The following is a 25128-nucleotide window of genomic DNA, read 5'->3' as shown; positions in this document are numbered from 1 at the left end:
AGAGTTGATACTTATAAAACAAAAAATCTAACACATTACTTGGTAATGAAAGATAGAGGGCCCGTTCGTCTATCGGTTAGGACCTCAGATTTTCATTCTGGTAAGAGGGGTTCGATTCCCCTACGGGCTACAAAAGGACTTTTCAAAGTCCTTTTTTCGTTTCTAATACATAACATTTCGGTAATTTCTTTAAAAAACAACTGCAGATTTACGCATTTGACCGGCCAATTATACAGACTGAAGCTTAATTTAAACAATACTTTTCCAACCAAACCTGTCAACCAGACCTGGAGTATGATTGTCCATACCAATGACAAAGTCATATTAAATTTCATTAAAATATCACCAACAATGGAAATATTATTCTATTAATGTTTAAATTTGAATAAAACTATTTATTCTAAACATATAACATGAAATTCAATTTATTCCTAGGAAATCAATTCTCTTTTAAAGCCGTATTGATGGCTCTATTTCTATTTTCTGCCGGTACAATATCTTTTGCTCAGAACAGAATTTATGCTCACGCTCAAAGTTCGGGTGTATTCGGAGTAGCATGCCTGGGCTGCCGGGTAGACAATCCGCTCAATGCAGTGGGATTTAACGAAGATGATTATCAACAATGGTATTGGGAACAGCACTTCTGGGAGGAATTCAGCAAACCACAGCCCGCAGGTGTTTATATAATGAATGTACAGACTAAGGAAGGGAAAACATATTCCAGAAAAATATTAATCAAATAATTCAATAAGTAAAATAACAAGTGCGGCAGACTTAATAAGGCTGCGGTATTTTCTGTATTCATTTCCAACGAAATACAGAAGAATATTTCTTGAATAAAATAAAATCATAATTGATAGTATCAATAAATCATTAACAAATCACACAAATATGAAATAAATTATACAACATAATTATTTTATTTATAAATTTACAAAAAGCTAAAACCCAAAAATTTTCTACATATGAAAACTTATTTATTACCTGGCCAACGCACGATGAGAACTGCAGCTTTGGCATCATTCCTGTTTTTAACAAGCACAATGTCTTTTGCACAGATTGTGAAAACCTATGCAAGCAGCCAAACCAACCAGGTGTTGGGAGTATGTTTAGGCTGCGGAGTATTGAATCCTCAGAATGCAGTGGGAAGTAACGAAAGTGACTACTCTACTATCCAGGTTTCAGTAGGTCTTTTAGCGAGAACAGAACAGACACTGATCTTCCCAACTACCAATATCGCCAACAATACCAATAAGCTTGTGATCGGAATTGGTTCAAATGGCACTCCACTGTCTGCTCAGGTATTGGGAGGGGTATCGATTGAAACCTTTAACGGGGACGTTTCCAATAACGATTACCAGAGTCTCAACAATGCTCTGATCAACCTTGGAGCCGGAGATCCAAGCAAAGGTGAAATTGAGCTTACCATGAACATTCCTTTTGACCGTATTAAAATTAATGTGAATTCAGGATTATTGAATATTGGCGGTGAACTTAGAGTATACTATGCTTATCAGTACAAGGATCCGTTCATCAACTTCATGGCTCACAATCAGAATGGGCAATTCACACTTGACAAAAATGTTGCTGCAGAAGGTTCGGAAGTCACTTTAACCAATACTTCAGGAAAAGAAGTATTCCGTTCCAAGTTGAGTTCTAATACATTTGAAGCAAAACAGCCACAGGGTGTATATATCATGAATATTACTACAAAAGAAGGAAAGACATATTCTAAAAAGGTGATCATCAAATAAGAGAAGATACATAATAACCGGCCCGGCAAGCTAAAGCTTGCCGGGTTTTTATATACCAACTTATTATCCTTCATATTCTGCAATATTTTATAAAAAACCCTGACCAAAACTGGCCAGGGTTAAATTAACAAGATAACTATCTAAATAGTTTTTAGTTTTTGATCAGTTTTTGCTGATATACCGCTTTATCGGTCACTGCTTTCAAAATATAAGTACCTTTTGGAAGGGCACTTACATTGATCTGTCCGTTGTTCAGCTGTACATTGACTGCTCTACCTGAAGCATCATAGATAGAAACATGCTGAATCTTCTCCCGGGTTTTAATCGTAAGGATATCAGTAACCGGATTCGGGTAAATACCGAATTCAAGTTTCTTCACCTCAGCAGTTGCCAAGGTTGATGCTGTACTGTTAACTGTAATTGCTTTTTCCACCAGCTTACCGTTTGAATTAAAGCTGATGACGATATCAGATGTACCGGAAACAAGCGGCGTCAAAACCAGCTCATCATTATTATTAATCACAGCAGAAACGGCTGTAGGATTGCTGTTTGATTTGATTGATTTCACAACTGATACCGACAGATTGTCTGCATCAGAAACTATTGATTTCAGGTCAATTGCTGTTGTACTTCCCGCGGTAACCTGTGAAGGCAAAGTATTGCTGACAACAGGAACTGAATTATTGGTAAATACCGTTATTGAAGGAAACCAATAATAGTCATTCAGCGTTTTGGTACTGATAAGAGCTCCGCTCGTATTGTAGGTATGAATCCAGTTTTTCTGGTAATGTGCTCCGTACCCGCTTTCTGTTGTGTTTAAAACAAGCTCACCGGTAATTGGATTTACACGCAGTGCCGCACCGTAAGGAATCTGCTTAAACTGTCCTGTCTGTCCGGGAATGGCTGCAAAGTTTTCGTTAAACGTTTTCGTGGTCACATCAAATCTCACAATCTGCGTTCCTGAGCTCCAGCTGCTGATTGAATTGATCCAGTATAAGGCATTTTCTTTGTTACTGGCAGTAAATCTGCCTGCATTCCATGCCCCCCAGTCACCGATATACTTTGTTGTTGGAATATTGTAAACCTGTGTTGCAAAAGTAGCAGGATTGATGCTGATCAGCTTCTGATCCTGGATTCCCCATACACTTCCGTCTTTGGCCTGAACCACCGAGTAGAACCCTCCGGCAATAGTACTCACTACTGTATCTGTATCAGGATTAATTACTAAAATTCCGGCCCCTTGCTTCACTGCAAAAACATATTGTGAAGTACGGATCATGTTGCCGATCTGTCCTGTTCCACCTGTTCCGGCAATTAAGTTACCTACCTGTAAATTATCAATATTGAAAAGAACGATTCCTGTAGAAGTTCCGATATACCCTTTATGCTCGTTCACCCCTACAAATGATCTTCCGTCACCACCTCCGATGTTGCTGAATCCTGCAAGTTTCTGCATCGTCTGCGCATTGGCTACAACCAATCTTCCTCCGGGAGTATACTGAGTATCTCCTCCATCCGCAGCCTGTTTTGATACGAAATAGAATTTATCTCCATAGATGGTTCCGTATTGTGTCGTTGCTCCGAAAGCCTGGTTATTGTTGGCGTTACTATACACACGGTAATTGATCTGACCATTATTGTCAATGAAATTCACGGAACCGTTGGTATGACCAAACCATTCTTCGTTTACCATAAAATATCCATTGGTAAAACTGGTGGAAGCTACATATGGGGAAACAGGAGTGATAGTGGAAGAAACCGGAGTTTGACTAAATCCTACATTAAAGTTCCAAACATCCCAAGATCCGTTTTCTAACACACGTGAAGAAGCTCCAACACTCGAATATCCGAAATCACCATCTGCCGGGTTTTTCACCCAATATGCCCAATATCCGTTCACTGTCCAGCCAGACTGCCAGTGATCGCTGGCAGCATCTACAATGGTATAGCTGTCAAAATCATAAGCTGTGGTATTCACAAAACCATTTACCGGATACAACGGATAAGTGGTATTTCCGCTTTTGATCAGTGCATTGGTGTTCTGCCCGTTAAGGTCAAAACCAATTCCACCGACAGCTGATCCAAACTGAGTTCCCTGATACAATAATGTGTATAATCTGTGATCTGCTTTAGCAATAGCCTTCAGCATGTCTTCGCCAGTGGCATTTCCGTCCCATTTGAATCCCCAAACCATTGCATCAGGATTTTTGCTATCGTTCCACTGGACTACAAAAGCAGCCTGATTGGATCCTGATCCTACCCAATACTGAATATCAGAAAAACTGATGGTAGTGGCATTAAGGTTGCTGATCCCTGAAATATCATTTCGGGGTACACCCTGAACTTTTATCTGTGCATTTGATACGCATGCAAACAGAAAAAGCATCATAAAAAGATAAAACTTTTTCATTTTTTATTAATTTAAATAGATTGTATAATTGAACTATTATTTGAAATGTAGATCATAGGCTCCTGCCACTTCTGTAGAAACTTCTCCCAGCCAGCCAGCTTCCTGATTGACTCCCGTATATATCTTCATAAAATCGACTCCCGGAAGTTTCACATATTTTCCGTTTCTGTCCACCGCCCAGGAAATATCAATATTAGAAGCTGCATCAGTATTCGGGGCATTATCTGCATAGCCGAACTCATATGATTTTCCTACCCAATAGGATCCGTCTCCGTTCTGGTCAAAGAAATTATTGGCAAGTCTTGTTCCTGAGAAATTATAAGCGGGATCCGTAAACCATAAAGGATAATAACTCTGGGTGTGAAAAGTATTCTTTGTTTTAAAGCCATGGTTTCCGAGGTTGTCATTCCATTTGATATATTCTACATCGGTTTGCCAGAATTCGGTTCCGGGTACAGGAGTTTTATTTTCGTCAGGCTTATGATACGTTATGCTGTAATCTTTTATAGTGGTATTTTTAAAATATTCACTGCCGGCAATTTCGTACCATTCATCATTGTCCGGTTTTCCGTTTTTATTTCGGTCGTAGGCCACCATAATAATTCCCGGTTCACAAGATCCTGAACGCTGATCAGCAGCATCATTTCCAAAAAATGCATTTCCCAGTACTTTAAAATCTCTTCCGTTCAGATTGGGAATAGTATGATCAAAACCGAAAACTACGTATCCGCCATAACCTCCCAAACTGATCATGGTAGAATTTCCTCCAACCAACGATTCATTGGCTTTCTGAAGCATATTTACAGCTGTATTTCCTGGTACATATTCCGGAATTTCGTTCATAAACTGTCCTACAGCAGGGCGGAACTCTAATACTTTAGAAATATATTTACTGTAAGGTGTTTTTTCTTTGCTAACGATTATTTTGGAATGAAAAACCTGCTCGTTTCCTTTATTGTTGATCTTTAAAGACAAAGGATAAGCATCGGCTTTCGGACTTATAAATTCTAGTTCTGAGTTCTGAGAAATAATAGAGTCATTAATACTCCATACAACCGACCCCGCAGCATGAGTAGGAATGCTCAGAACTTTAAAACGCTCAATGGTATAGGAATCATCTAGACCGTTGAATGTAAATTCTTCTTCATCATCATGTTTACAGGCTATCACACCTATCAGGAAACATGATAAAATTCCCGTTTTCAAATAAGTAAAGGTATTTCTGTTCATTTCTTAAAGTTTGGTTATTTGTATAAAAAAGCGAAGTGGGCAGGAATATTTCCGCCCTCTGTCTTCCATTTTAAGTGTCCGTTTTTATCAAAGCAATACACAAACCCCATGGATACGTAATTTCTGGCGTCTGTCATATAGATATCTTCTGTGATCGGATTTACTGCAATTCCGTAAGGTGTTTTAATGGCAGTTTCATATTCTTTATCAAAAATTCTGTTGGCGATAATCTCTTCTGTTTTTACATCAATGATCCCAAATGTTTTTTTGTAACTGTGGGTGTTGTAATTGAATTCATTTCCATAGAAATAAAGTTTATCATTAACGATTATCATTTCACTGACAGAGAGATTGAAATTTTTCTTCACAGTTCCGGTAGCTGCATCTATCAAATACAAACTGGAAGGAACGTTATAATAATCTCCTCTTGAGGTTACATACAGATCACCGTAATTGTCTTTTTTAATGTGGTGAAGATTGATGGCAACCTCTATTTTTTTGAGTTCTGTAAAAGTGTTCAGATCGATGACGGAAACTGTATTGTCATAATCGGGAGCTTTGTATCCTCCGGAATTGGCCACAAATAATGTATTCCCAACAATTTCCAATTCTTCCGGCTGGTATCCTACCACCACTTCACGCTGAATGGAAAGAGAAGTGGTGTCAATCTCCACTACTTTTCCCTTAGGTGCTTTTGGATTAATAGCTACCGGACCGGCATAGCTGCTGGCATACGCTTTCCCGTCTTTGAAGGCAAGATATCTGCAGTTTTGTAATGGAATAGAAGTAATACGTTTAGCAGTTTTAGCATCCAGTACTTCAATTTTGTTGGAAACATTGACAACGATATAGAGTTTGCTTCCGTAGACTTTGATATCATTTCCTACATCTCCCAGTTCTTTTATCACATTCGGGTTGATTTCTGCGTAGATATTGCGGTAATAGGTTCCTTTGGTATAATCAAAAAAGTCCAGCGTACATTTGTTGCTTCCCATATTTCCTTCATTGAGCATATAGAAGCCTTTTATTGCTGTATTTTCTGAGGGAAGACCTTCTACCACTTCCTGACGGACGATAATATCATCTGTACGGCATGACGTAAGAAAAGCTAATACAAGAAATAAAAAATAAAAGTTTAGTTTTCTCATAGAGTGAAGTTTAGAATAAGTTTAAAGTTTCTTCCGGGCATCGGATAATTGATAACCACATCATAGTATTGATTGAAAATATTATTCACCTCAAGGCTTACTTTAAACTGATGATTTGCCCAGCTGAACTTTTTCTGAACAGACAGATCGTGAGTATACCAAGGCTGTACATAATTGTATTGAATGTTATCCTGATTCACGTCATATCTTTCTCCTACGTACATTGCACTGTAATTGAAACCCCAGTCTTTATAATCCGCCATCAGACTGAAAGATCCGCTATGCCATGGGGTATAAGGAATCTGATTGCGGTAGAAAGTGTCTTCCGGATCGCTCATATCTCTTGCACTTTGATAAGTATAGGAAAGCAATGGTCTTAGTTTTACTTGTCCCAGCTGCATTTCGGTCTGAAGATTTACATCAGCTCCTATGATTTCAACCATTCCAAGGTTCATCATCAGCCAGCGGAACATACTTCCGTTAGGTGCAGCTACGATTTTATCCTGTACTTTGTTGTAATAACCATCTACTTTAGCATAAAAGCTTTTAAAGAAATGGTTGTTGTAATTCTTCTGATAGGTAAATCCTACATCATACTGATTGGTGAATTCCGGCTTCAGATACGTATTTCCGATATTGGTATAATACAAATCATTGAAGGTTGGAAGTCGGAAAATCCTTTTATAAAATGCTCTAAGGGTAAGTTCGGGAATGATTTCCGGCTGATAGCTCATAAATACGGCAGGTGTCCATTCTCTTGCATCTCCCGGCCTTTTGTTTTTTCTTACTTCTTCAAAAGTAAAGGTTCCTAAAAGGCTTCCCAGGATTTTGAACCTGTTCCACTGATAGGTTGTTGCCAATGCTACCAGTGTAGTATAGCGTGTTGGATAAGAAAAGTTATCCAGATTGGCATCCAGGTTATTGTACTGAAAATCCCCGCTCAGACTGACATCCCAATTGGGTGTGATAGAATAGATATTGGATGAGGAAAGATAGAGCTCTCGCTGGATATAGGTGTTATCTGTATAAATAATAGACTGCGAACGAACCGTATCCATAAAATGGGTATAATCGTAAGCAAATTTTGCTTTCAGCTGTGTTTCCAATTTGGGAAACAGCTTTTTTCTCAGGTTGGCCTGCACAAAATAATTTTCATCGGAAAGTCTCGCTCCTCTTCCTCCGAAACGCCCGTTGACAATAGGAGCCGGCATTCCGCGGTTTGAAATATAACCGTAGCCACGGATATTCCAGCTTCCGTTATTTAAAGTTCCGTTTAAAGAAGTTTCAAAACGTTTTGCCCGAATATCTGAATCCTGTCTTTTTGCAATGGTATCATAAGCCTGCTGTCCGTCTGGATATTTTTTGGCATACCGAAATCTGTAAATTCCGTCACTCTGCATAAACTCTCCACTGAAGCTGGCAGAAACCCTGTCTGAAATCTTCTGCTCCAATCGGAATGACGGATTGAAAAGATCAATGGAAGCACTCTTCGCTCTGATAACCAGATTAGTTTTTCTTGTTCCTTTAAATACAGGCGTTTTAGGCTGTAAATAAATAGATCCCGAAGATCCGAAGTCTTTTGCCGGCTGGAAGATTTCACTTTTCTGACCGTTATACAATGATATTTCTTCCAGATCATCCAAAGAATATCTTCCCAGATCCACCAGTCCGTTTTGGGCATTTCCTAATTGAATTCCATCATAGAAAACGCCTACATGCTGACTTCCCATGCTTCGGATATTAATGGTTTTCAAACCACCCAATCCTCCATAGTCTTTGATCTGAACACCTGAAAAATACCGCAGTGCATCTGCTACAGACTGGCTGTTCAGTCTTTCCAGCTGCTCTCCCTGCAGGGTTTGTGCCGGAAGGATCTCTTTAAAACTTTTCTTGTAAAGGCTGATCACCTTGATGGATTCTTCCTTCAGCGTGTCATTCTTCTTTTTTTGAGAATATAAAAGTTGAGATGTGATCACCAATATTGTGAAAACAGCTTTATGAATTGTAGAAGTAGTTAGTTTTGCCGCCATTAGCTCATTTAGGATAATGATGACGCTAATGGATATAAGAATACAACGACAAAGCACAGCTGTCACTGCACAGAATCATTGATGTCCTAAGCTTTATTCCACGAAAGCGTCAAACGATTATTTTCTGGCAGGTCTTCTGACTTACTCCATTTTTGAAATCCTTCCCATAAAAAAACAGTGGATATATTCTTCAAAAACTTTGGTGCGGAGCTTACAGCAGCGGGTCTGTTCCGGATTTTCACCGGATTCCCTTTTAAGAGCTTTTTACGGCTCACCAAATTCCGGCAAAGATAAATAATTATTCCTAATACCCAAGTAAAATCATGATTCATAAATAATTAAAGCTCCCGAAGGAGCTTTAACGTGATTTTATCAGGGGTTTCACTTTAAATTCCAATATTCAGGAAAATACTGAACCTTGATTTTGCTTCAATATCTCCCCCAGCCAGATGAGTGTACATGGGAAGCATTACTTCACTTCCCAGACTCAGCTTTTTATAAGAAGCTTCAAATCCCAGTTTTCCGTACAAAGCACTTCCTGCAGTATTGGGTAAACCTTCATCAAACTGTTTGTTCTGAGCATAAACCTCTCCCTGCACTCCGGTTTTTACAGAAAAAATGGACTTATCATTTCCTGCAACCTGATAAAAACCTGTTGCGGCATAGTTCCATTGATTTCCAAAGCGGTAATTTTTTTTATTCTCTGTTTTGATGGTATAATCTGTATTGACCAATACGGCCACTTTATTTTTCTGAAATTTATAATTCAAAGCAGCCTGATAATCCCAGCTTCCGGTTCCCAGCTGAAAACTCGGATTAACACCGGAGACTCCTTTTTCATCAAATTTTCCAAGCGGAATTTTCACACCCAAACCTCCGCTAAGGTGATGGAAATTATCCTTGGAGCTCATCAGCTGGTAAATTCCCATCAGGTTCAGATCCCCTATTCCATTGATTTTAATATCTCCCTGCATGGTTTTCTTTTCATGAAAATGAAAGGGCAGACTTATATAAACACTCAGTTTTTTAGTCAATGGAATTTTTCCCCAAAGCTGTAACGTATTGAAATACTGATCCTGTGTAAGGTCTTTTACAAATAAGTTTTCCTTTGCTTTGTAATGTTGTGCAAAGTATTTGATTCCGATAAACTGTGGGTTCAATAAAGATTCAAAGCCGGAAGATCCGTTACCGGCTGCACAGCCGCACGCATCACAATCATCATCAAAATCGAATCTGCTAAAGGTTTCAGGAACAATATACGCGCTATCTCTAATGGTCTTTGCCTGATACTGACTAAACAGGATCAAACTTACTATTACTATAATCTTCTTCATGTTTTCTATAAATTATTCTGCAAATTTTGGATTGGATATAAAACTTTTGTCCGATAATGTTTTCAGGAATGCAATGATCGACTGTTTTTCCTGGCTGTTCATGACAATTCCCACATGACCGTTCTGTTTCAGCTGAGGATCAAGATTGGCATTATCTTCTACCTGATTCGAATAGAAATTAAGGACCGCATCTAAGGTATAAAATCTTCCGTCATGCATGTAAGGCGCTGTATATTCTACATTTCTTAAACTCGGAACACGGAATTTCATCCAATCTACCTGATTAAGGGTCACTCTATAACGTCCTGCATCCTTGAATTCAGTGTTATAATACATTCCTGTATTTCTGAAACTCTCATCAGTAAACAGTTCTCCGCTATGACAGGAAGCACACTTCTGCCCGAACAAAACCATTCCCTGAGATTCTGCTGAAGTTAGCTGCTCTTTTCCCTGCTTGAATCGGTCATATTTTGAATCTGCAGAAATTAAAGAAGCCATAAACTGCGACAATGCTTTCAGAATTCTTTCTCCGGTAATGGTTTCATCACCATACGCTTCCCTGAAGAGTTTTTTATATTTCTGATCATCTTTTATCTTTGAAATGGCTTCCGGTATGGAGCTGTCCATTTCATTCACGTCGGTAATCGGGCTGATGGGCTGTTCATTCAGATTATGAATTACACCGTCCCACATATACCTTTTCAAAAAAGCCATATTCTGGATGGGTGGCGCATTCCTGATTCCGATTCTGTCATCTACACCATGACTTACTGTGTGGCCATGATGGGTAAAAGCATTTTCCTGAATATGACAGAAACCGCATGAAATGGTATTATTTCTGGAAAGCCTGCCTTCATAGAATAATTTTCTTCCCAACTCCACTCCATTTTTAGTTACCGGATTGGTTGATTTATCAAAAGTCATTTCGGGAAAATAAGACGGAAACTGCAGGTTATACGCTTCATCTTTTTTCAATGGCTGAATCACCTCATCAGAGCAGGAAATACAACTCAACAGAAATACAAGCAGAACCAGTATCGTTTTAACAAAAAAATTAATCATTGTGAACGTGGTCTACTTTAAACATTTTTGTGAGATTGTTGGTAACATCTACCAGGTGTTGGTTTGAGCCCATCAACATGTCATTGGCTGTGGTGAGGGCAAGTGCCTTATCTCCGCTCAAAAACTGGTTCAGATCGGCCAGAATATGAACAGAAGGACGAATTTGTGCCGTTACTCTTGCTGTGGTAGGAAGGTTTAATGTGATTTCGCGATAAAGATCCGCTGTATTATTGGCTTCAGTATTACCCATATTTCCGGTATGGTTCATAAATTCTTTTGAAGGAGCATCATTACCATATTTCCCTTCCAGTTTTACAAAAACATAACCGGCAGCCCATGACCATGACATTCCTTTCTGCTTGGCTTTTGTCCAGAATTCAGCCTGTCCATCCTGCCCTAGTAAATATGCTTTCTGGCTGACTCCCAAACCGAATTTTATTTTTTTGTAATTGTTTTTCGGAACACCATCCAGGTTAAGATATATAATTCCGGCTACAGCGTCTGCCTGATCTACAATAAAAGCGCCTTTATCAGGATTGTTTTCATTGTATTTAAATTCGTTTCCGTTTTCATCTATCAGCGCGATATTGCTGATGACGTATTTCAAAGCGGAGAAATTATGTTTCTGTCCGTTAGAAGAAGTCTGAACCGTTTGATTCAGAACAATGTCTCCTACATTATTAAATCCGTTTTCAAATTTGATCTGAAGTTTTCCGGGTGTTGCATCCTGCGGATTATCATCCCTGCTGCTTTCGCAGGATACAAAAGAGAATAAAGTAAGGGCAATAAAGGATAGTGATAAAAATTGAGAAATTTTCATTGTTGATTTTTTAAGTTGAATACAATTTGAATGTGTTATTTTGAATGCAAAAACATTCTTTTTTTACCACAAAAGGCACAAAAGTTCTTACACTTAAGTGATATTAAGTGATAAGCCTTATGTACATAAGAACACTTAAGCTTTTGTGACTTTTGTGGTTAGATAGTGATAGTACAACTTAAAAAACCGGTGGTTTGAAAATATGGGTAAGAAACAGAAAAGAATAGGCTGTTTCGTAAGTAAAATTGAAATTGAAAAACGTTTGCTTTTTAGTAGTAATAATCTCTGTAGTATCCGGCAGGATATAGGTATCAAGGACCTTCTGTCCTGAATTTTTTATCTTTTGAAAGGGTGAAGATTCCGAATCATTGGTTTTGGCCAGTTCTTTACTCAGATAACATTTTCCATTACAGTGAATCTCCGGTCTGTTTTTATTAATACAGAGAACTTTAGCAATATAATCATAATTTACAGCATACTCTACTACAGGCACTAAAGGTCTTAGCACCATATAAAAGGTAAAAAGTATGCTGTACAATAATTTCATCAGGCTATTTCTTGCTTATCGCTTCGTCATATCTTCTGCTGATTTCTTTCCAGTTCGTAACGTTCCAGATCGCAGTAAGATAATCTGCTCTTTTATTCTGATATTTTAAATAATAAGCATGCTCCCATACATCAATTCCGAAGATAGGAGTTCCTTTTTCTTCTACTACATCCATCAAAGGATTGTCCTGGTTAGGAGTAGAAGAAACGAATAATTTCCCGTTTTTATCTACAGAAAGCCATGCCCATCCTGATCCAAAACGGCCTGCTCCGGCTTTAGCCATTTTTTCTTTAAAAGCATCCATACTTCCGAAAGTTTCAGTGATGGCTTTTGCTAATTTTGCAGAAGGCTGTGTATTTTTCTGAGGCGTAAGAACAGTCCAGAACAGTTCGTGGTTGTAATGCCCTCCTGCATTATTTCTTACTGCAGCCGGCAGTTTTGAAACATTGGAAAGAATCTGAAACAACGTTTCTTTTTCCTGTGGAGTTCCTGCAATAGCTTTATTCAAATTGGCTGCATAAGCTGCACCATGCTTTGAATAATGAATTTCCATCGTCTGGGCATCAATATTTCCTTCCAGAGCATTATAAGCATATGGCAGAGGAGTCTGCTTAAACTGAGCCAGTGCAAACTGAGCCGCGAAAACTGCGCTTAAGGCAGCTATTTTCATAATCTTCATAACGTTTTTGTTTATGGTTTAACAATGTTTTCTATTAGCTGGAAGATGGGAGATGGAGGCTGGAAGTAATTAATGCCATAACATAAATTCTTCAACTTCCATTTGCTTCTACAGCTATCTCAAAAATCGCTAGATCTTCCCCGTCCGGAATAACTTCCAGCTTCCAGCTTCACTCTCCCAGCTTCCTTATTTCAATAATTTCTTAATATCCTCTTGCTAAGCGGGAAGATGGGAGATCGAGGCTGGAAGTAATTAATGCCATAACATAAATTCTTCAACTCTCATTTGCTTTTACAGCTATCTCAAAAACCGCCAGATCTTCCCGTCCGGAATAACTTCCAGCTTCCAGCTTCACTCTCCCAGCTTCCTTATTTCAATAATTTCTTAATATCCTCAATCAGGATTTCTCTGTCGGGATGGTATTTACCCGTCAACATTGGCGTTTTACCTTCCGGATCTTCGTAATTCAATCCTGAATAATATAAAATCGGCATATTTTCTTTATTATATCTGCAACGGATATTTCCTTCCTGATCAACCAGGGCAATCATCCCGCTGTGGTTCAGACTTTCTCCTTCATCTTCTTTGTCACCAACATAGATATTAAACTGATCAGCAAGATCACCAATATAGGTACGGTCTCCGGTCAGGAAATGCCAGTTCGGAGATTTTGCGCCTATTCTTTGAGCATGTTCTTTCAATGCTGCGGGAGTATCATTTTCCGGATCAATGCTGATGGAGATAATACCAAAATTGGGATCATTGATCTGGTTTTGAATAGCCTTCATATTCGTATTCATCACCGGACATATGGTAGGGCATTTGCTGAAGAAAAATTCTACGAGATATACCTTTCCCAACATATCTTTATTGGTAATTTTTTTGCTGTTCTGATCGGTCAGTTCAAAATCAGGAACTTTCATCACGGTGTAAAGGTTCTTTTTAAAATACCCCATTCCTACCCCGATTCCCAGGAAAAGTAATGCTATAACCGCTATGGGTATGATCACTTTACTTTTATTATTGGTTTTTTTATTTTTGGGCATATTTCTCAGGGCTTTTTTTGAATTCATCTTTGCAGTACACGCTGCAAAAACCGTACGTTTTATTTTTATAGACAGCAGTATCTTTAAGAGATCCGGCCGTTTTCATATGACAGATAGGATCTACTTCATTCACAACCTGTATATTTTCTATCTTTTTTCCGGAAGAATCCATGTGGCTTGCATGCTTTACCTTAGGCGTTTCCTTGGCACACGACAGCAATGATATTGACAGCAGTGCAGCCAAAATAATAGGAGATGTCATTTTAATGTTAAATTGAAATTAATAATGTTAGATAAAATTATGATACAATGTACAAGTCTGAGAAAACACATAATTCCTCAATGTATTTTAACTGCATAATGTATCTTTAATGACTTATCAATAAAAGCTTTAAACTCTTTTACCTCATAAACTAAAAATATAGTTTACAATAAAAATTAAGCCAATGGAGGATGGAATATCCTTGAAAAGTATTCTGAAGAGTGAGAATTAAAGTAACTGGAATCAGGAATTTCAGAAAGCGATTCCGAGGTCAAATAAGATGAGAAAGAAAGGATATCATGAGAAATAAAAACATCTAATCCGGCAATTTTTATGGTTTGGGAGCTATTGGACTGTTTTTCTGTTTTTGCCAGTTCCTTTTCCACGTAGCATTTTCCTTTACATGTAGATTGCGGTACGTTTCTGTTCTCACAAAGGTTTTTCACAATATAATCATAGTTTACTGCATAATTTACCAATGGCAAAACGGGACGTACTGCAACGGTAAAAATGATGAATATGGAAATAAATACCTTCAATGATTTTGTTCTCTGCTACAAATATACTACTTCAAAACTGTTTTCCGGATGATTTATGATGAATGTCAGTATGCTTGTTTACTGTTACCCACAAAAATTACAAAACTGTGCCTGTCATCGGAATAATATTATCCCGAACTTTGAGTAAAATTTAGTTCTTTATATACAATTTAATCTTGTTGATAAAGCTTTGCTGATGTTTTTGGCAGAGCTTTTTGTTTTTAAAGTGTTTTGTTTTGTTGGAAATCGCAAAGACGCAAATTTCTTTTAATGCTTACTGCTTTAAGGCGCAAGGATTTTATCTCCGATAAAATTTAATACTGCTAATAATGATCTGAATGCTGCTAATCATTAATAAGCAATCTTGCTGAAAATCTTTGATTTTCTTGCGTCCTTAAAAAACAACACAATTTTTATCTTCTTTGTGCCCTTGCGATTTCCAACAAAAAAATCTGTTACCTTTTTTAAATTAAATTTTGATGTGTATGCGATGTTGGAAACGCAAAGACGCAAGTTATTTTTTAATGCTTACTGCTTTAAGGCGTAAGGATTTTATCTCCGATAAAATTTAATACTGTAATAATGATCTGAATGCTGCTAATCATTAATAAGCAATCTTGCTGAAAATCTTTGATTTTCTTGCGTCCTTAAAAAACAACACAATTTTTATCTTCTTTGCGCCCTTGCGATTTCCAACAAAAAAATCTGTTACCTTTTTTAAATTAAATTTTGATGTGTATGCGATGTTGGAAACGCAAAGACGCAAGTTATTTTTTAATGCTTACTGCTTTAAGGCGTAAGGATTTTATCTCCGATAAATTTAATACTGCTAATAATGAGCATGATCATTGAATTCCTACGGAATGACAAGCTGTGTGTATCATTTTTATATTAATTGTATTTGTCAGTCATAGTTTATATGGAAAGTAAAGACAGTCCTTTTGTCACTCCGTAGGAATCTCAGCTTCATAATATGGATTTCAATGGAATGGCTGGCACGATGTATTATTAAAAACAAAAGCCCCACTGAAATCCAGCAGAGCTTTTATTGAATATAATTGAGTTGTGTTTATTATTTGCTTCTTAAAATTTCATTCTCTGAATTCTTACGGCATTTAAAATAGCCAGCAATGCTACTCCTACATCAGCAAATACGGCTTCCCACATGGTTGCCAGTCCACCGGCTCCCAGGATCAGAACAACGGCTTTTACAGCGAAGGCAAGAATGATATTCTGCCAAACGATCTTTTTCGTTTGCTTTCCGATGTTGATGGCCATGGGAATTTTACTTGGTTTGTCATCCTGAATGACAACATCAGCTGTTTCAATGGTGGCATCACTTCCTAAGCCTCCCATCGCAATTCCTACATCACTTAAGGCCACTACAGGAGCATCATTCACGCCGTCTCCTACGAAAGCGACGGTTTGATTTCTGGCTTTGATTTCTTTAACTTTATTGACTTTATCTTCAGGCAGCAGATCCCCGAATGCATTGTCAATTCCCAGCTGGTCCGCTACGTATTTCACAACAGTTCCTTTATCACCGCTCAACATGGTGGCTTTTACATTCATTTTATGCAAATTGTCTACGGTTTCTTTCGCGTCTTCTTTTATACTGTCTGCAATCGTGATATATCCTGCAAACTTATTGTCATAAGCAACCGCAATGACCGTATGCACAATATTGGCATGGTTAAGATCATAACTGATGTTGAATTTATCCATCAGCTTAAAATTCCCAACCAGAAGTTCTTTCCCATTAATAGTCGCTTTCAATCCGTGACCAGCTATCTCTTCTACATTTTCTAAAGGAATAGCATGATTGATCTCTCCTGCATAATTGTGAATAGCCGTTGCCACCGGGTGGGTACTTTTACTTTCAAGAACATTGACCATCTGAAGGATTTCTTCTTTATTAAATTCAGGGCTCATGCTTACTTCCTGAACTTTGAATACACCTTCCGTCATGGTTCCTGTTTTATCCATCACTACATTCTGAATGTCTGCAATGCTGTCCAGGAAATTACTTCCTTTGAATAAAATTCCGTTTCGGCTAGCAGCACCAATTCCCCCGAAATATCCTAATGGAATTGAGATCACAAGGGCACAAGGACAGGAAATTACCAGGAATATCAATGCTCTGTACAGCCAGTCTCTGAACTGATAGTCGCTCACAAAGAAATACGGCAGTAAACAGATTCCTATGGCAAGAAATACAACAATTGGAGTGTATACTTTAGCAAATTTCCTAATGAATAATTCTGTTGGAGCTTTTTGAGCCGTGGCATTCTGAACCAATTCCAGAATTTTGCTCAGTTTACTGTCTTCATAGGCCGTATTTACTTTTACCAAAGCAATACTGTTCATATTGATCATCCCGGCAAGGACCACTTCGCCTTTATTTTTGGTATCAGGCTTACTTTCTCCCGTTAAAGCAGCCGTGTTGAATGAAGCTGAATCCGAAAGCAGTTCCCCATCCAGCGCCAGTTTTTCACCGGGTTTCAGTTGAATGATGTCTCCAATTTTAGCTTCTTTTGCTTTCATAGTCTTTGGCTGATTATTATCCATAACCGTTACCTCATCAGGACGCTGATCCAATAATGCTTTTATATTTCCTTTAGCTCGCGTAACTGCCATAGACTGGAACACTTCTCCTACAGCATAAAACAGCATTACTGCGACTCCTTCAGGGTATTCTCCTATGGCGAAAGCACCAATAGTTGCGATGCTCATCAGAAAGAATTCTGAAAACACATCTCCTTTGATGATACTTTTATAGGCATCTTTCAATACCGGGAATCCTACAGGAATATAAGCTGCCAGGAACCACACTAAACGTACCCAGCCTGTAAACCATACGGGTTTTATATAGTTATCAAAAGCAATTCCTAACAATAAAATGATAAAGGATATAATAGCCGGAAGAAACATCTGAAAGACTGTCTGATCTCCGGAGTCGTGAGAATGATCATGCCCGTCATGGTCATGTCCGTCTCCTTCTTCGTGATGATGTTTGTGTCCTTTTGTATCTGGTTTTTCCGGGGTTGTACTACAGCATTTTTCCATAACTGAATATTTTTATACAAATGTAAAGATGAGACTGATGCAATGCTATTGCAAATTTTCAAGGCAGTTTTCGCAGATTCCTTTAGCAAACAATCGTATTTCGTCAATCCTGAAATTGGTCTGAATGTTTTCCGGGAAAGAAACATCTTCTTTACAGGTGGTTTGCTTGCAAATCTTACAGTAGAAATGCAGGTGCCAGTCTTTATGTGTTTTTTCATCACAATCGTCTTCGCATAATTTGTATTTCGTGGTTGTATTTTCCTGAATGCTGTGAACAATTCCTTTTTCTTCAAAGGTTTTCAATGTTCTGTAGATGGTAATTCTGTCAGCATTGTCAAAATGATTTTCTATTTCAGAAAGAGACAAAGCTGCTTCCTGGGAGCTTAAGAAATCATATACCAAGATCCTCATACTGGTAGGTTTGGTATTTTTATCAATGAGTTTGTGTTCTATATCCTTTTTCATATTTACAAATTATTACATTTCATAATAGGATGTATTCTCTTTTTTGGGTGGAACATTCTGCTCACCGATCATTTGCCTGATATTGACTTCTATGGTCTGTGCCAGAGAGGTCATTGGTGTATCTACAGGGCCATTTTCAAACGGATCCTGCATGATGATGGATGTTTTTTCAATCGCAATGAATGTCACCGGGACCAGGAAAGTGATTGCAATTTCTACCAACAGCTGTGAATCATCAAGTCCAAACGGAAGGATAGCCGCAAAAACATAGATCAGAATATGAACTAAAACACTGTAAGAACGCGGGAAAACCGTATTCTTCAGTCTTTCACATTTCCCCATGCTGTCGCAGAGCCTTGTGATGATATCATTCAGCTGCATCTGCTTAAAATCTGTCAGTCCTTTGGAAACTGCAATTTCTTTCAGCTGTCTGGAGTGTGCATCCAGAATTGCATTGGGAATATTGGCTCCTTTGATCTGATGTTGATCCAGATATTGCTGAACTTTTTCAGAAAATGGAAGTTTTCTCAGTGATTCTCCAAGTGCATACGTCCAGATGATCTGTCTTTCAGCAAAATCTTTTATTGTTTTGTCTTCTCCTGCCGGCATAAACTGAATAATCAACCTTACAAAAGTTCGGGAATCATTAACAATAGCGCCCCAAACGGTTCTGGCTTCCCACCATCTTTCATAGGACTGGGAGGTACGGAAAGCCAGCAGCAATGATACTGCTGTTCCCAATAATGCCGGGATATTCAACGGCAGTGATATTTTGCGAAACCATGGCAATTCGTCCAGAAGGCCAATGGCTATGGCAAATATTCCGATAAACAGAATCTGGGTTTTTATCTCACGGATGAAATACCAGACTGATATTTTTTTGTTTAATAACATAATCGGGTTATTTATTAAAATTCGGTGAGGTTATCTTTAGTTTCTTCCAACCGTTTTTATTCAATAAAAATTACGTAAACAGCTCTAATTTAAGGATAAAAATCGATATTCTACTGGTTCCGGCGCCTTTCATTAGTGTTCGTGTTCTCCTGAATTCACCAGTTTTGCATTCACGAAAAATGCTCCTTTCACTACTATTTTTGCATTGTCCGGAATATTCCCTACCGGAGTTATCGCGGTATATCCCATATCAGCTGTTCCTTTCACTATTTCTATTTTTTCAAAGTTTAAAGTTTTCGGATGTGGTTTTCCTTTTTCTTCGTACTCTTCTTCCACTTTTTTATCGGTTTGAATAAACACGTAGTATTTCCCATCGGCTTCCACAATGGCCTCAGTAGGAACTGCAGGAGTTGTACTTTTATCAAGGCTTACAATTCCGGTGATATTCATTCCGTCAATCAGTCCGGATTTGTTCCCGATCACTTCGCAGTGCATGGAAATGGTTTTACTTTCGTTTTCAAAAGAAGATCCTATGCTGTAAATTCTTGCATCATATTCGGTTTCCGGATTGTTGGTCAATTTAAAATGAACAATCTGCCCTACTCTCATTTTAGGGAGGTCTTTTTCAAATACCTGGAGATCGAGATGAATGGACCCGTTATCAATCACCGTTGCAACGGGAGAGGAAATATCCACATAACTTCCAATCTGTGCGGTGATACCGCTGATTGTTCCGCTGATGGGTGCAGTGATCACCAGACCGGATTTCATATTTCCATTGCTCACTTTTCCCGGGCTTATTCCCATCATTTGAAGCTGTTTTAAAAGGGATGCCCTTTTCGTTCTTAAGGTTTTAAGTTCTGCATCAGCGCTCTGAAGGTTTTTCTTGGCTCCGGCATCATTATCAAAAAGTTCTCTCTGTCTTCTGTACTCCTGTTCTGCATAGGTTATTCTGCTGTTTGTGGTCAGATAATCTTCCTGAAGCTGGATGTATTCCGGGTTGGCAATGGTGGCAATGACCCGTCCTTTTTTCACGATACTTCCTACCTGAATATTGATGGTTTTGATGATTCCTCCATACAGGGAAGTGATTGTGGCTTTATTACTGTTAGGCACGCTTAGCAAACCGTTGGCTTTTATGGTGGATGTCAGCTCTTTCATTTCTAGGGTTCCCAAAGCAACTCCTACAGACTTCATCTGCTCTTCTGTAAGAGAAGCTATGGTTTGGGGCTCCTCGCCATGGCTTTTTTCCGATTGTTCGGTTTTAACATCTGCCTTTTCCTGCTTTCCGCAGCTTATAATGGAAAGAGCCGTAACTGTAAGATATATGATATTGTGTTTTAGTTTCATGTTATTTATTGATGATTGAATTAATAGTAACTACAGATTGATTCACCTGTTGGATGGATTCCAGATATTTCAACTGGATATTTGTGGCAGTCTGCAGGGCAAAAAGATATTCCACGTAGGAAATTTCTCCTGTTTTATATCCCAGCTGAGCTGCTTTTACAATTTTCTCTGCATTAGGCAGTGCCTGACCTGTATAGTAATCATACTGCTGTAAATCCTGCTGGTACTGGCTGAAAGCATTTTCCAACTGAGCAGAAAGCTGTTTCTGCTGCATTCTAGCATTGGTTTCAGCGACCTGTTTTTCATATTCCAATGCCTGGATTCTTGCTTTTGTAGCCCCAAATGTCAATGGAATAGCAACCCCTACTGTTGCCGACTGAAAACGTTTCCCTGAGTTATAAAAATTCTCCTGCCCGTTGATGGTATGAAGACCTATCAAAGACTGGTTGGTATATCCTAAGCTGAAATCAGGAAGCCCGAGAGATTTTTCAACTTTCTTATTTTTTTCAGCAATTTCCATTTCCTGGTAAAAAGCTTTTACAGATGGGTTGTTGCCAACCACAGCACTATCGAGTACATTTTCTGCTTTTAAAGGGGCATAATCTTTATTAAATGGTACTTCAATATCTTCTGACGTATTCATAAGAGTTTTTAAATTCTTATAAGCATTATTCAGATAGACTTCATTTTGTCTGAGCAGCAGATCAATTTCTCCTTTTTGAGTTTCCGCGGTACTGATTTCGATCTTTTTGATATCACCTGCTTTGAATCTTACAGTTGCAATTCTGATAAACTCTTCATAATATTTATCCAGGCTGGTCAGCTGTGCCTTATTATACTGAAGATATTCAATCTGATAATAATAGGTACGAACCTGTTTTATCAGTTCATTAGCTGTAATTTCCTTATCAATCTGCCTGCTTTTAATATTCTCATTGATTAAGTCTTTTCTTGCTTTAAAAAGGGTTGGAAAAGGAATGCTTTGTGAGATGGCAAACGACTGGTCAAACCTTGGACTGTTGTATTGCCCAAGCTGTGCTGTAACCCCTAACTTAGGAAGTTCTTTTGCAGTTGGTCTTAATGCTTCAGCAGATTTAATGCTTAAATCTTTAGACTGCAGGGCTAAATTATTGTTCACCGCCTGTTCTACCGCCTGTTCTACAGAAATCGGTCTGGACTGTGCCTTAAAAGTTTGTCCCAGCATCATTAATCCTACAACAAGAACGGCAGTAATGGTTCCCGTATTATTATTTTTTCTTTTCAAAATCTTGGTATTAAAAATGATATACAGCATCGGCAAAACAAATAGTGTAAGGAATGTTGCTGTTACCAGCCCCCCAATCACTACTGTAGCCAATGGTTTTTGCACTTCGGCACCCGCACCTGTAGAAATAGCCATTGGCAAAAATCCTAATGAAGCTACCGTTGCCGTCATTAATACAGGTCTTAATCTGGTTTTTGTTCCTTCAAATACTCTTTTCAGAATATCGGTTTCGCCTTCTTTTTCTAATTGGTTGAATGTTCCTATCAAAACAATTCCGTTCAATACTGCCACTCCAAAAAGGGCAATAAATCCGATCCCGGCACTGATACTGAATGGCATATCTCTCACTAAAAGCGCAAATACACCACCAATAGCACTCATAGGAATGGCTGTAAAAATCAATGCTGCCTGTTTGAACGAGCGGAAGGTAAAATACAACAGCATAAAAATAAGAAGCAATGATATCGGAACAGCGATCATCAGGCGCTTGCTCGCTTCCTGAAGGTTTTCAAACTGTCCTCCGTAGGTAAAGTAGTATCCGGAAGGAAGTTTCATTGTATTCAGTTTTGCCTGAATATCTTTCACCACACTTTCCACATCACGGTCTTTTACATTGAATCCGATAACAATTCTACGTTTTCCCTGCTCACGACTGATTTGTGCGGGTCCTAATTTGTAACTAATATTTGCCACCTGCGATAATGGAATCTGTGCACCTGTAGCAGAAGTAATCATCAGATTATTCACATCTGAAATATCCGTTCTATGCAGACTGTCCAGGCGGACAACCAGATCAAAACGTCTTTCATTTTCAAAAACCTGTCCGGCAGCTTTCCCTGCAAAGGCTGTACTTACGGCATTGTTGACATCTTCGATATTCAATCCGTAATTAGCGATTCTTGTTCTGTCATACTGAACATTAATCTGTGGAAGGCCACTCACTCTTTCAATCTGAGGGGCTGTAGCTCCGCCCACTGTCTGAATGATTTTCCCAACTTTATCTGCATACACAGCTAAGGAATCAAGGTTTTCTCCAAAGATTTTTACCGCAACATCCTGTCTGATCCCGGTCATCAGCTCATTGAAACGCATCTGAATAGGCTGGTTTTTTTCAAAAAATACGCCAGGAATTGTTTCTAATTTTTCGCTGATCTCATCGGCTAACTCATTGTAAGATTTTTTGGTTTTCCATTCGCTTTGCGGCTTTAACACCACAATCATATCGGTTGCTTCAGGTGGCATTGGATCTGTAGGAACCTCAGCGGAACCGGTTTTCCCGACTACCATTTTCACCTCATCAAACTGTTTTATAATTCTTGATGCCTGCATGGAGGTTTCTATACTCTGACTGAGCGAACTACCCTGTGGTAAAATACAATGGAAAGCAAAGTCTCCTTCCTGCAGCTGCGGAATAAATTCACCACCCATATTTTTAAAAATAAAAGCAGAAATAAGAAAAACGACAGCCGTTGCTGACACGATAATATATTTTACTTTGATCGCTTTCTGCAATAAGGGCTGATATATCTTTTGCAGACGGTTCATCATTTTATCAGAGAAGGTTTCTTTATGGGATATTTTCTTAGATAAAAAGAGAGCACTCATCATGGGGATATAGGTTAGGGAAAGAATCAGGGCTCCCAGAATGGCGAATCCTACTGTTTTGGCCATTGGAGTAAACATTTTTCCTTCTACACCAGCCAATGTAAGAATCGGAATATATACAATAAGGATGATGATTTCTCCAAAAGCAGCACTGCTTCTGATCTTTGATGCAGAAAGGAATACTTCTTCATCCATTTCAGATTGCGTCAATGCGCGGACAGATTTTCTTACGCCCAAATGATGCAGGGTAGCCTCAACAATAATTACGGCACCATCTACAATCAATCCGAAGTCTATCGCTCCAAGGCTCATCAGATTGGCACTTACCCCGAAAACATTCATCATTCCCAATGCAAAAAGCAAGGAAAGTGGGATGGCTGAAGCTACGATAAGTCCGGCTCTCAGGTTTCCTAAGAAAATAACGAGAACAAAAATAACGATCAAGGCTCCTTCATTGAGGTTTTTCTGTACAGTATTGATGGCTCTGTCTACAAGATCTGTTCTGTCGAGAAATGGCTCTATAATGACATCATCCGGAAGGGATTTCTGTATAGTCGGAATTTTTGCTTTGATATTGCTGACTACTTCATTACTGTTGGCTCCTTTCAGCATCATCACTACTCCGCCTACAGCATCTACTTTCCCATCATACGTTAATGCTCCGTAACGAACAGCGCTTCCTAAACGCACATCGGCAACATCCTTTATAAAGATCGGAACGCTTCCGGTTTCGTTTTTAACCGCAATATTTTTAATATCTTCTAAAGAGGTTACTAAGCCAATTCCACGGATAAAATAGGCGTTGGGTTTTTTATCAATATAAGCTCCTCCGGTATTGTGGTTATTTTTTTCAAGGGCTGTAAATATTTCCGTGATGCTTGTTCCCATTGCTTTTAAACGGTTGGGATCAATGGCCACTTCATACTGTTTTAATTCGCCTCCGAAACTGTTGATCTCTGCAACTCCCGGTGTTCCATTCAACTGTCTTCGGACAATCCAATCCTGCATGGTGCGGAGTTCTTTGGCATTGTATTTCTTTTCGCTTCCTTTTTTAGGGTGAAGAATATACTGATATACTTCCCCAAGACCTGTACTTACAGGAGCCAGCTCAGGAGTTCCTACTCCTTTCGGAATTTCCTCCACTGCATTTTTCAGCTGTTCATTAATGAGCTGTCTCGCAAAGTAAACATCTACATTTTCTTTGAACACCACTGTAATTACAGAAAGTCCGAATCTTGAAATACTTCTTGTTTCCTGAATATCGGGAACATTGGCAATACTCTGTTCAATAGGAAAGGTAACCAGCTGTTCCACCTCTTGTCCCGCCAATGTAGGACATACGGTAATGATCTGCACCTGATTGTTGGTGATATCCGGCACAGCATCTATAGGTAATCTGGTGGCACTCCAGATCCCCCAGATAATCAGCACCAGGGTCATCAATCCAATGATCACCTTATTTTTAATACTGAATTTTATGATTTTATCTAACACGATTGATATTTAATTTTTATTGAAAAGTGAATGCACACAGTATAAAATACTGCAGCAAAAATATCCTGAAAACCCCTGCAATGGTATTGCAAAGTTTCAAGCACAGGTAAATATCAGAAAGCAAAAGCT

Annotated in this window: 19 protein-coding genes, 1 tRNA gene and 1 riboswitch; of the genes, 3 read left to right on the top strand and 17 right to left on the bottom strand. The window is 38.6% G+C overall.

What is annotated here, in order from left to right; translation table 11 throughout:
* Positions 1-58: 58 nt before the first annotated feature.
* The 3 genes from ACP3T3_RS16620 (at position 59) to ACP3T3_RS16610 (ending at position 1754) form a co-directional block, all read left to right on the top strand.
* Positions 59-130 (top strand) — tRNA-Glu (locus tag ACP3T3_RS16620).
* Positions 131-413: 283 nt separating this feature from the next.
* Positions 414-743 carry a T9SS type A sorting domain-containing protein gene (locus ACP3T3_RS16615; RefSeq protein WP_426476928.1) on the top strand — a complete coding sequence of 110 codons (330 nt, stop codon included), beginning with the start codon at positions 414-416 and terminating at the stop codon, positions 741-743.
* Between the two features lie 222 nt (positions 744-965).
* A complete protein-coding gene (locus tag ACP3T3_RS16610; protein WP_426476927.1) occupies positions 966-1754 on the top strand; it encodes a T9SS type A sorting domain-containing protein in 789 nt (262 codons plus the stop codon).
* A 151-nt stretch (positions 1755-1905) separates the two neighbouring features.
* On the opposite strand, the gene ACP3T3_RS16605 is transcribed toward ACP3T3_RS16610, so the two are convergent.
* The 17 genes from ACP3T3_RS16605 to ACP3T3_RS16525 form a co-directional block, all read right to left on the bottom strand.
* Positions 1906-4164, bottom strand: a complete 2259-nt coding sequence (locus tag ACP3T3_RS16605) for a DUF5074 domain-containing protein (protein WP_426476926.1) — start codon at positions 4162-4164, stop codon at positions 1906-1908.
* A gap of 36 nt (positions 4165-4200) precedes the next feature.
* Positions 4201-5394 (bottom strand): cell surface protein, encoded by a 1194-nt coding sequence (locus ACP3T3_RS16600; RefSeq protein WP_426476925.1) that lies wholly within the window; start codon positions 5392-5394, stop codon positions 4201-4203.
* A 14-nt stretch (positions 5395-5408) separates the two neighbouring features.
* Positions 5409-6542, bottom strand: a complete 1134-nt coding sequence (locus ACP3T3_RS16595; protein ID WP_426476924.1) for a YncE family protein — start codon at positions 6540-6542, stop codon at positions 5409-5411.
* A complete protein-coding gene (locus tag ACP3T3_RS16590) occupies positions 6539-8572 on the bottom strand; it encodes a TonB-dependent receptor (protein WP_426476923.1) in 2034 nt (677 codons plus the stop codon). Before ACP3T3_RS16590 ends, ACP3T3_RS16595 begins: the two co-directional genes overlap by 4 nt.
* Positions 8573-8681: 109 nt before the next feature.
* A riboswitch (cobalamin riboswitch) is annotated at positions 8682-8866 on the bottom strand.
* A 92-nt stretch (positions 8867-8958) separates the two neighbouring features.
* Positions 8959-9906 (bottom strand): transporter, encoded by a 948-nt coding sequence (locus tag ACP3T3_RS16585; RefSeq protein ID WP_426476922.1) that lies wholly within the window; start codon positions 9904-9906, stop codon positions 8959-8961.
* 12 nt (positions 9907-9918) lie between these two features.
* Complete coding sequence (locus ACP3T3_RS16580) at positions 9919-10968, bottom strand: cytochrome-c peroxidase (RefSeq protein WP_426476921.1); 1050 nt, start codon at positions 10966-10968, stop codon at positions 9919-9921.
* Positions 10961-11788 carry an MbnP family protein gene (locus ACP3T3_RS16575; RefSeq protein ID WP_426476920.1) on the bottom strand — a complete coding sequence of 276 codons (828 nt, stop codon included), beginning with the start codon at positions 11786-11788 and terminating at the stop codon, positions 10961-10963. The genes ACP3T3_RS16580 and ACP3T3_RS16575 overlap by 8 nt, the downstream gene beginning before the upstream one ends.
* A gap of 178 nt (positions 11789-11966) precedes the next feature.
* Positions 11967-12335: a hypothetical protein gene (locus tag ACP3T3_RS16570; protein ID WP_426476919.1), complete on the bottom strand. Its 369-nt coding sequence runs from the start codon at positions 12333-12335 to the stop codon at positions 11967-11969.
* Between the two features lie 4 nt (positions 12336-12339).
* Positions 12340-13014 (bottom strand): superoxide dismutase, encoded by a 675-nt coding sequence (locus ACP3T3_RS16565; RefSeq protein WP_426476918.1) that lies wholly within the window; start codon positions 13012-13014, stop codon positions 12340-12342.
* Between the two features lie 368 nt (positions 13015-13382).
* Positions 13383-14060: an SCO family protein gene (locus ACP3T3_RS16560; RefSeq protein ID WP_426476917.1), complete on the bottom strand. Its 678-nt coding sequence runs from the start codon at positions 14058-14060 to the stop codon at positions 13383-13385.
* Positions 14047-14322, bottom strand: coding sequence for a YHS domain-containing protein (locus ACP3T3_RS16555; RefSeq protein WP_426476916.1), 276 nt, complete (start codon positions 14320-14322; stop codon positions 14047-14049). Before ACP3T3_RS16555 ends, ACP3T3_RS16560 begins: the two co-directional genes overlap by 14 nt.
* A 176-nt stretch (positions 14323-14498) precedes the next feature.
* Positions 14499-14861 (bottom strand): hypothetical protein, encoded by a 363-nt coding sequence (locus ACP3T3_RS16550; RefSeq protein WP_426476915.1) that lies wholly within the window; start codon positions 14859-14861, stop codon positions 14499-14501.
* 1083 nt (positions 14862-15944) lie between these two features.
* Positions 15945-17594 carry a heavy metal translocating P-type ATPase gene (locus ACP3T3_RS16545; RefSeq protein WP_426479982.1) on the bottom strand — a complete coding sequence of 550 codons (1650 nt, stop codon included), beginning with the start codon at positions 17592-17594 and terminating at the stop codon, positions 15945-15947.
* Between the two features lie 378 nt (positions 17595-17972).
* Positions 17973-18392 carry a Fur family transcriptional regulator gene (locus ACP3T3_RS16540; RefSeq protein WP_426476914.1) on the bottom strand — a complete coding sequence of 140 codons (420 nt, stop codon included), beginning with the start codon at positions 18390-18392 and terminating at the stop codon, positions 17973-17975.
* 12 nt (positions 18393-18404) lie between these two features.
* Entirely contained in the window at positions 18405-19286 is an 882-nt protein-coding gene (locus ACP3T3_RS16535; protein ID WP_426476913.1) for a bestrophin family protein, read from the bottom strand.
* 132 nt (positions 19287-19418) lie between these two features.
* Complete coding sequence (locus tag ACP3T3_RS16530; RefSeq protein ID WP_426476912.1) at positions 19419-20636, bottom strand: efflux RND transporter periplasmic adaptor subunit; 1218 nt, start codon at positions 20634-20636, stop codon at positions 19419-19421.
* A 1-nt stretch (position 20637) separates the two neighbouring features.
* Positions 20638-24999, bottom strand: a complete 4362-nt coding sequence (locus ACP3T3_RS16525) for a CusA/CzcA family heavy metal efflux RND transporter (protein WP_426476911.1) — start codon at positions 24997-24999, stop codon at positions 20638-20640.
* Positions 25000-25128 lie beyond the last annotated feature (129 nt).

The sequence above is a fragment of the Chryseobacterium sp. CBSDS_008 genome (assembly GCF_049959325.1).
Classification (GTDB): Bacteria; Bacteroidota; Bacteroidia; order Flavobacteriales; family Weeksellaceae; genus Chryseobacterium.
This window is presented reverse-complemented; position numbering and strand designations above follow the sequence as displayed.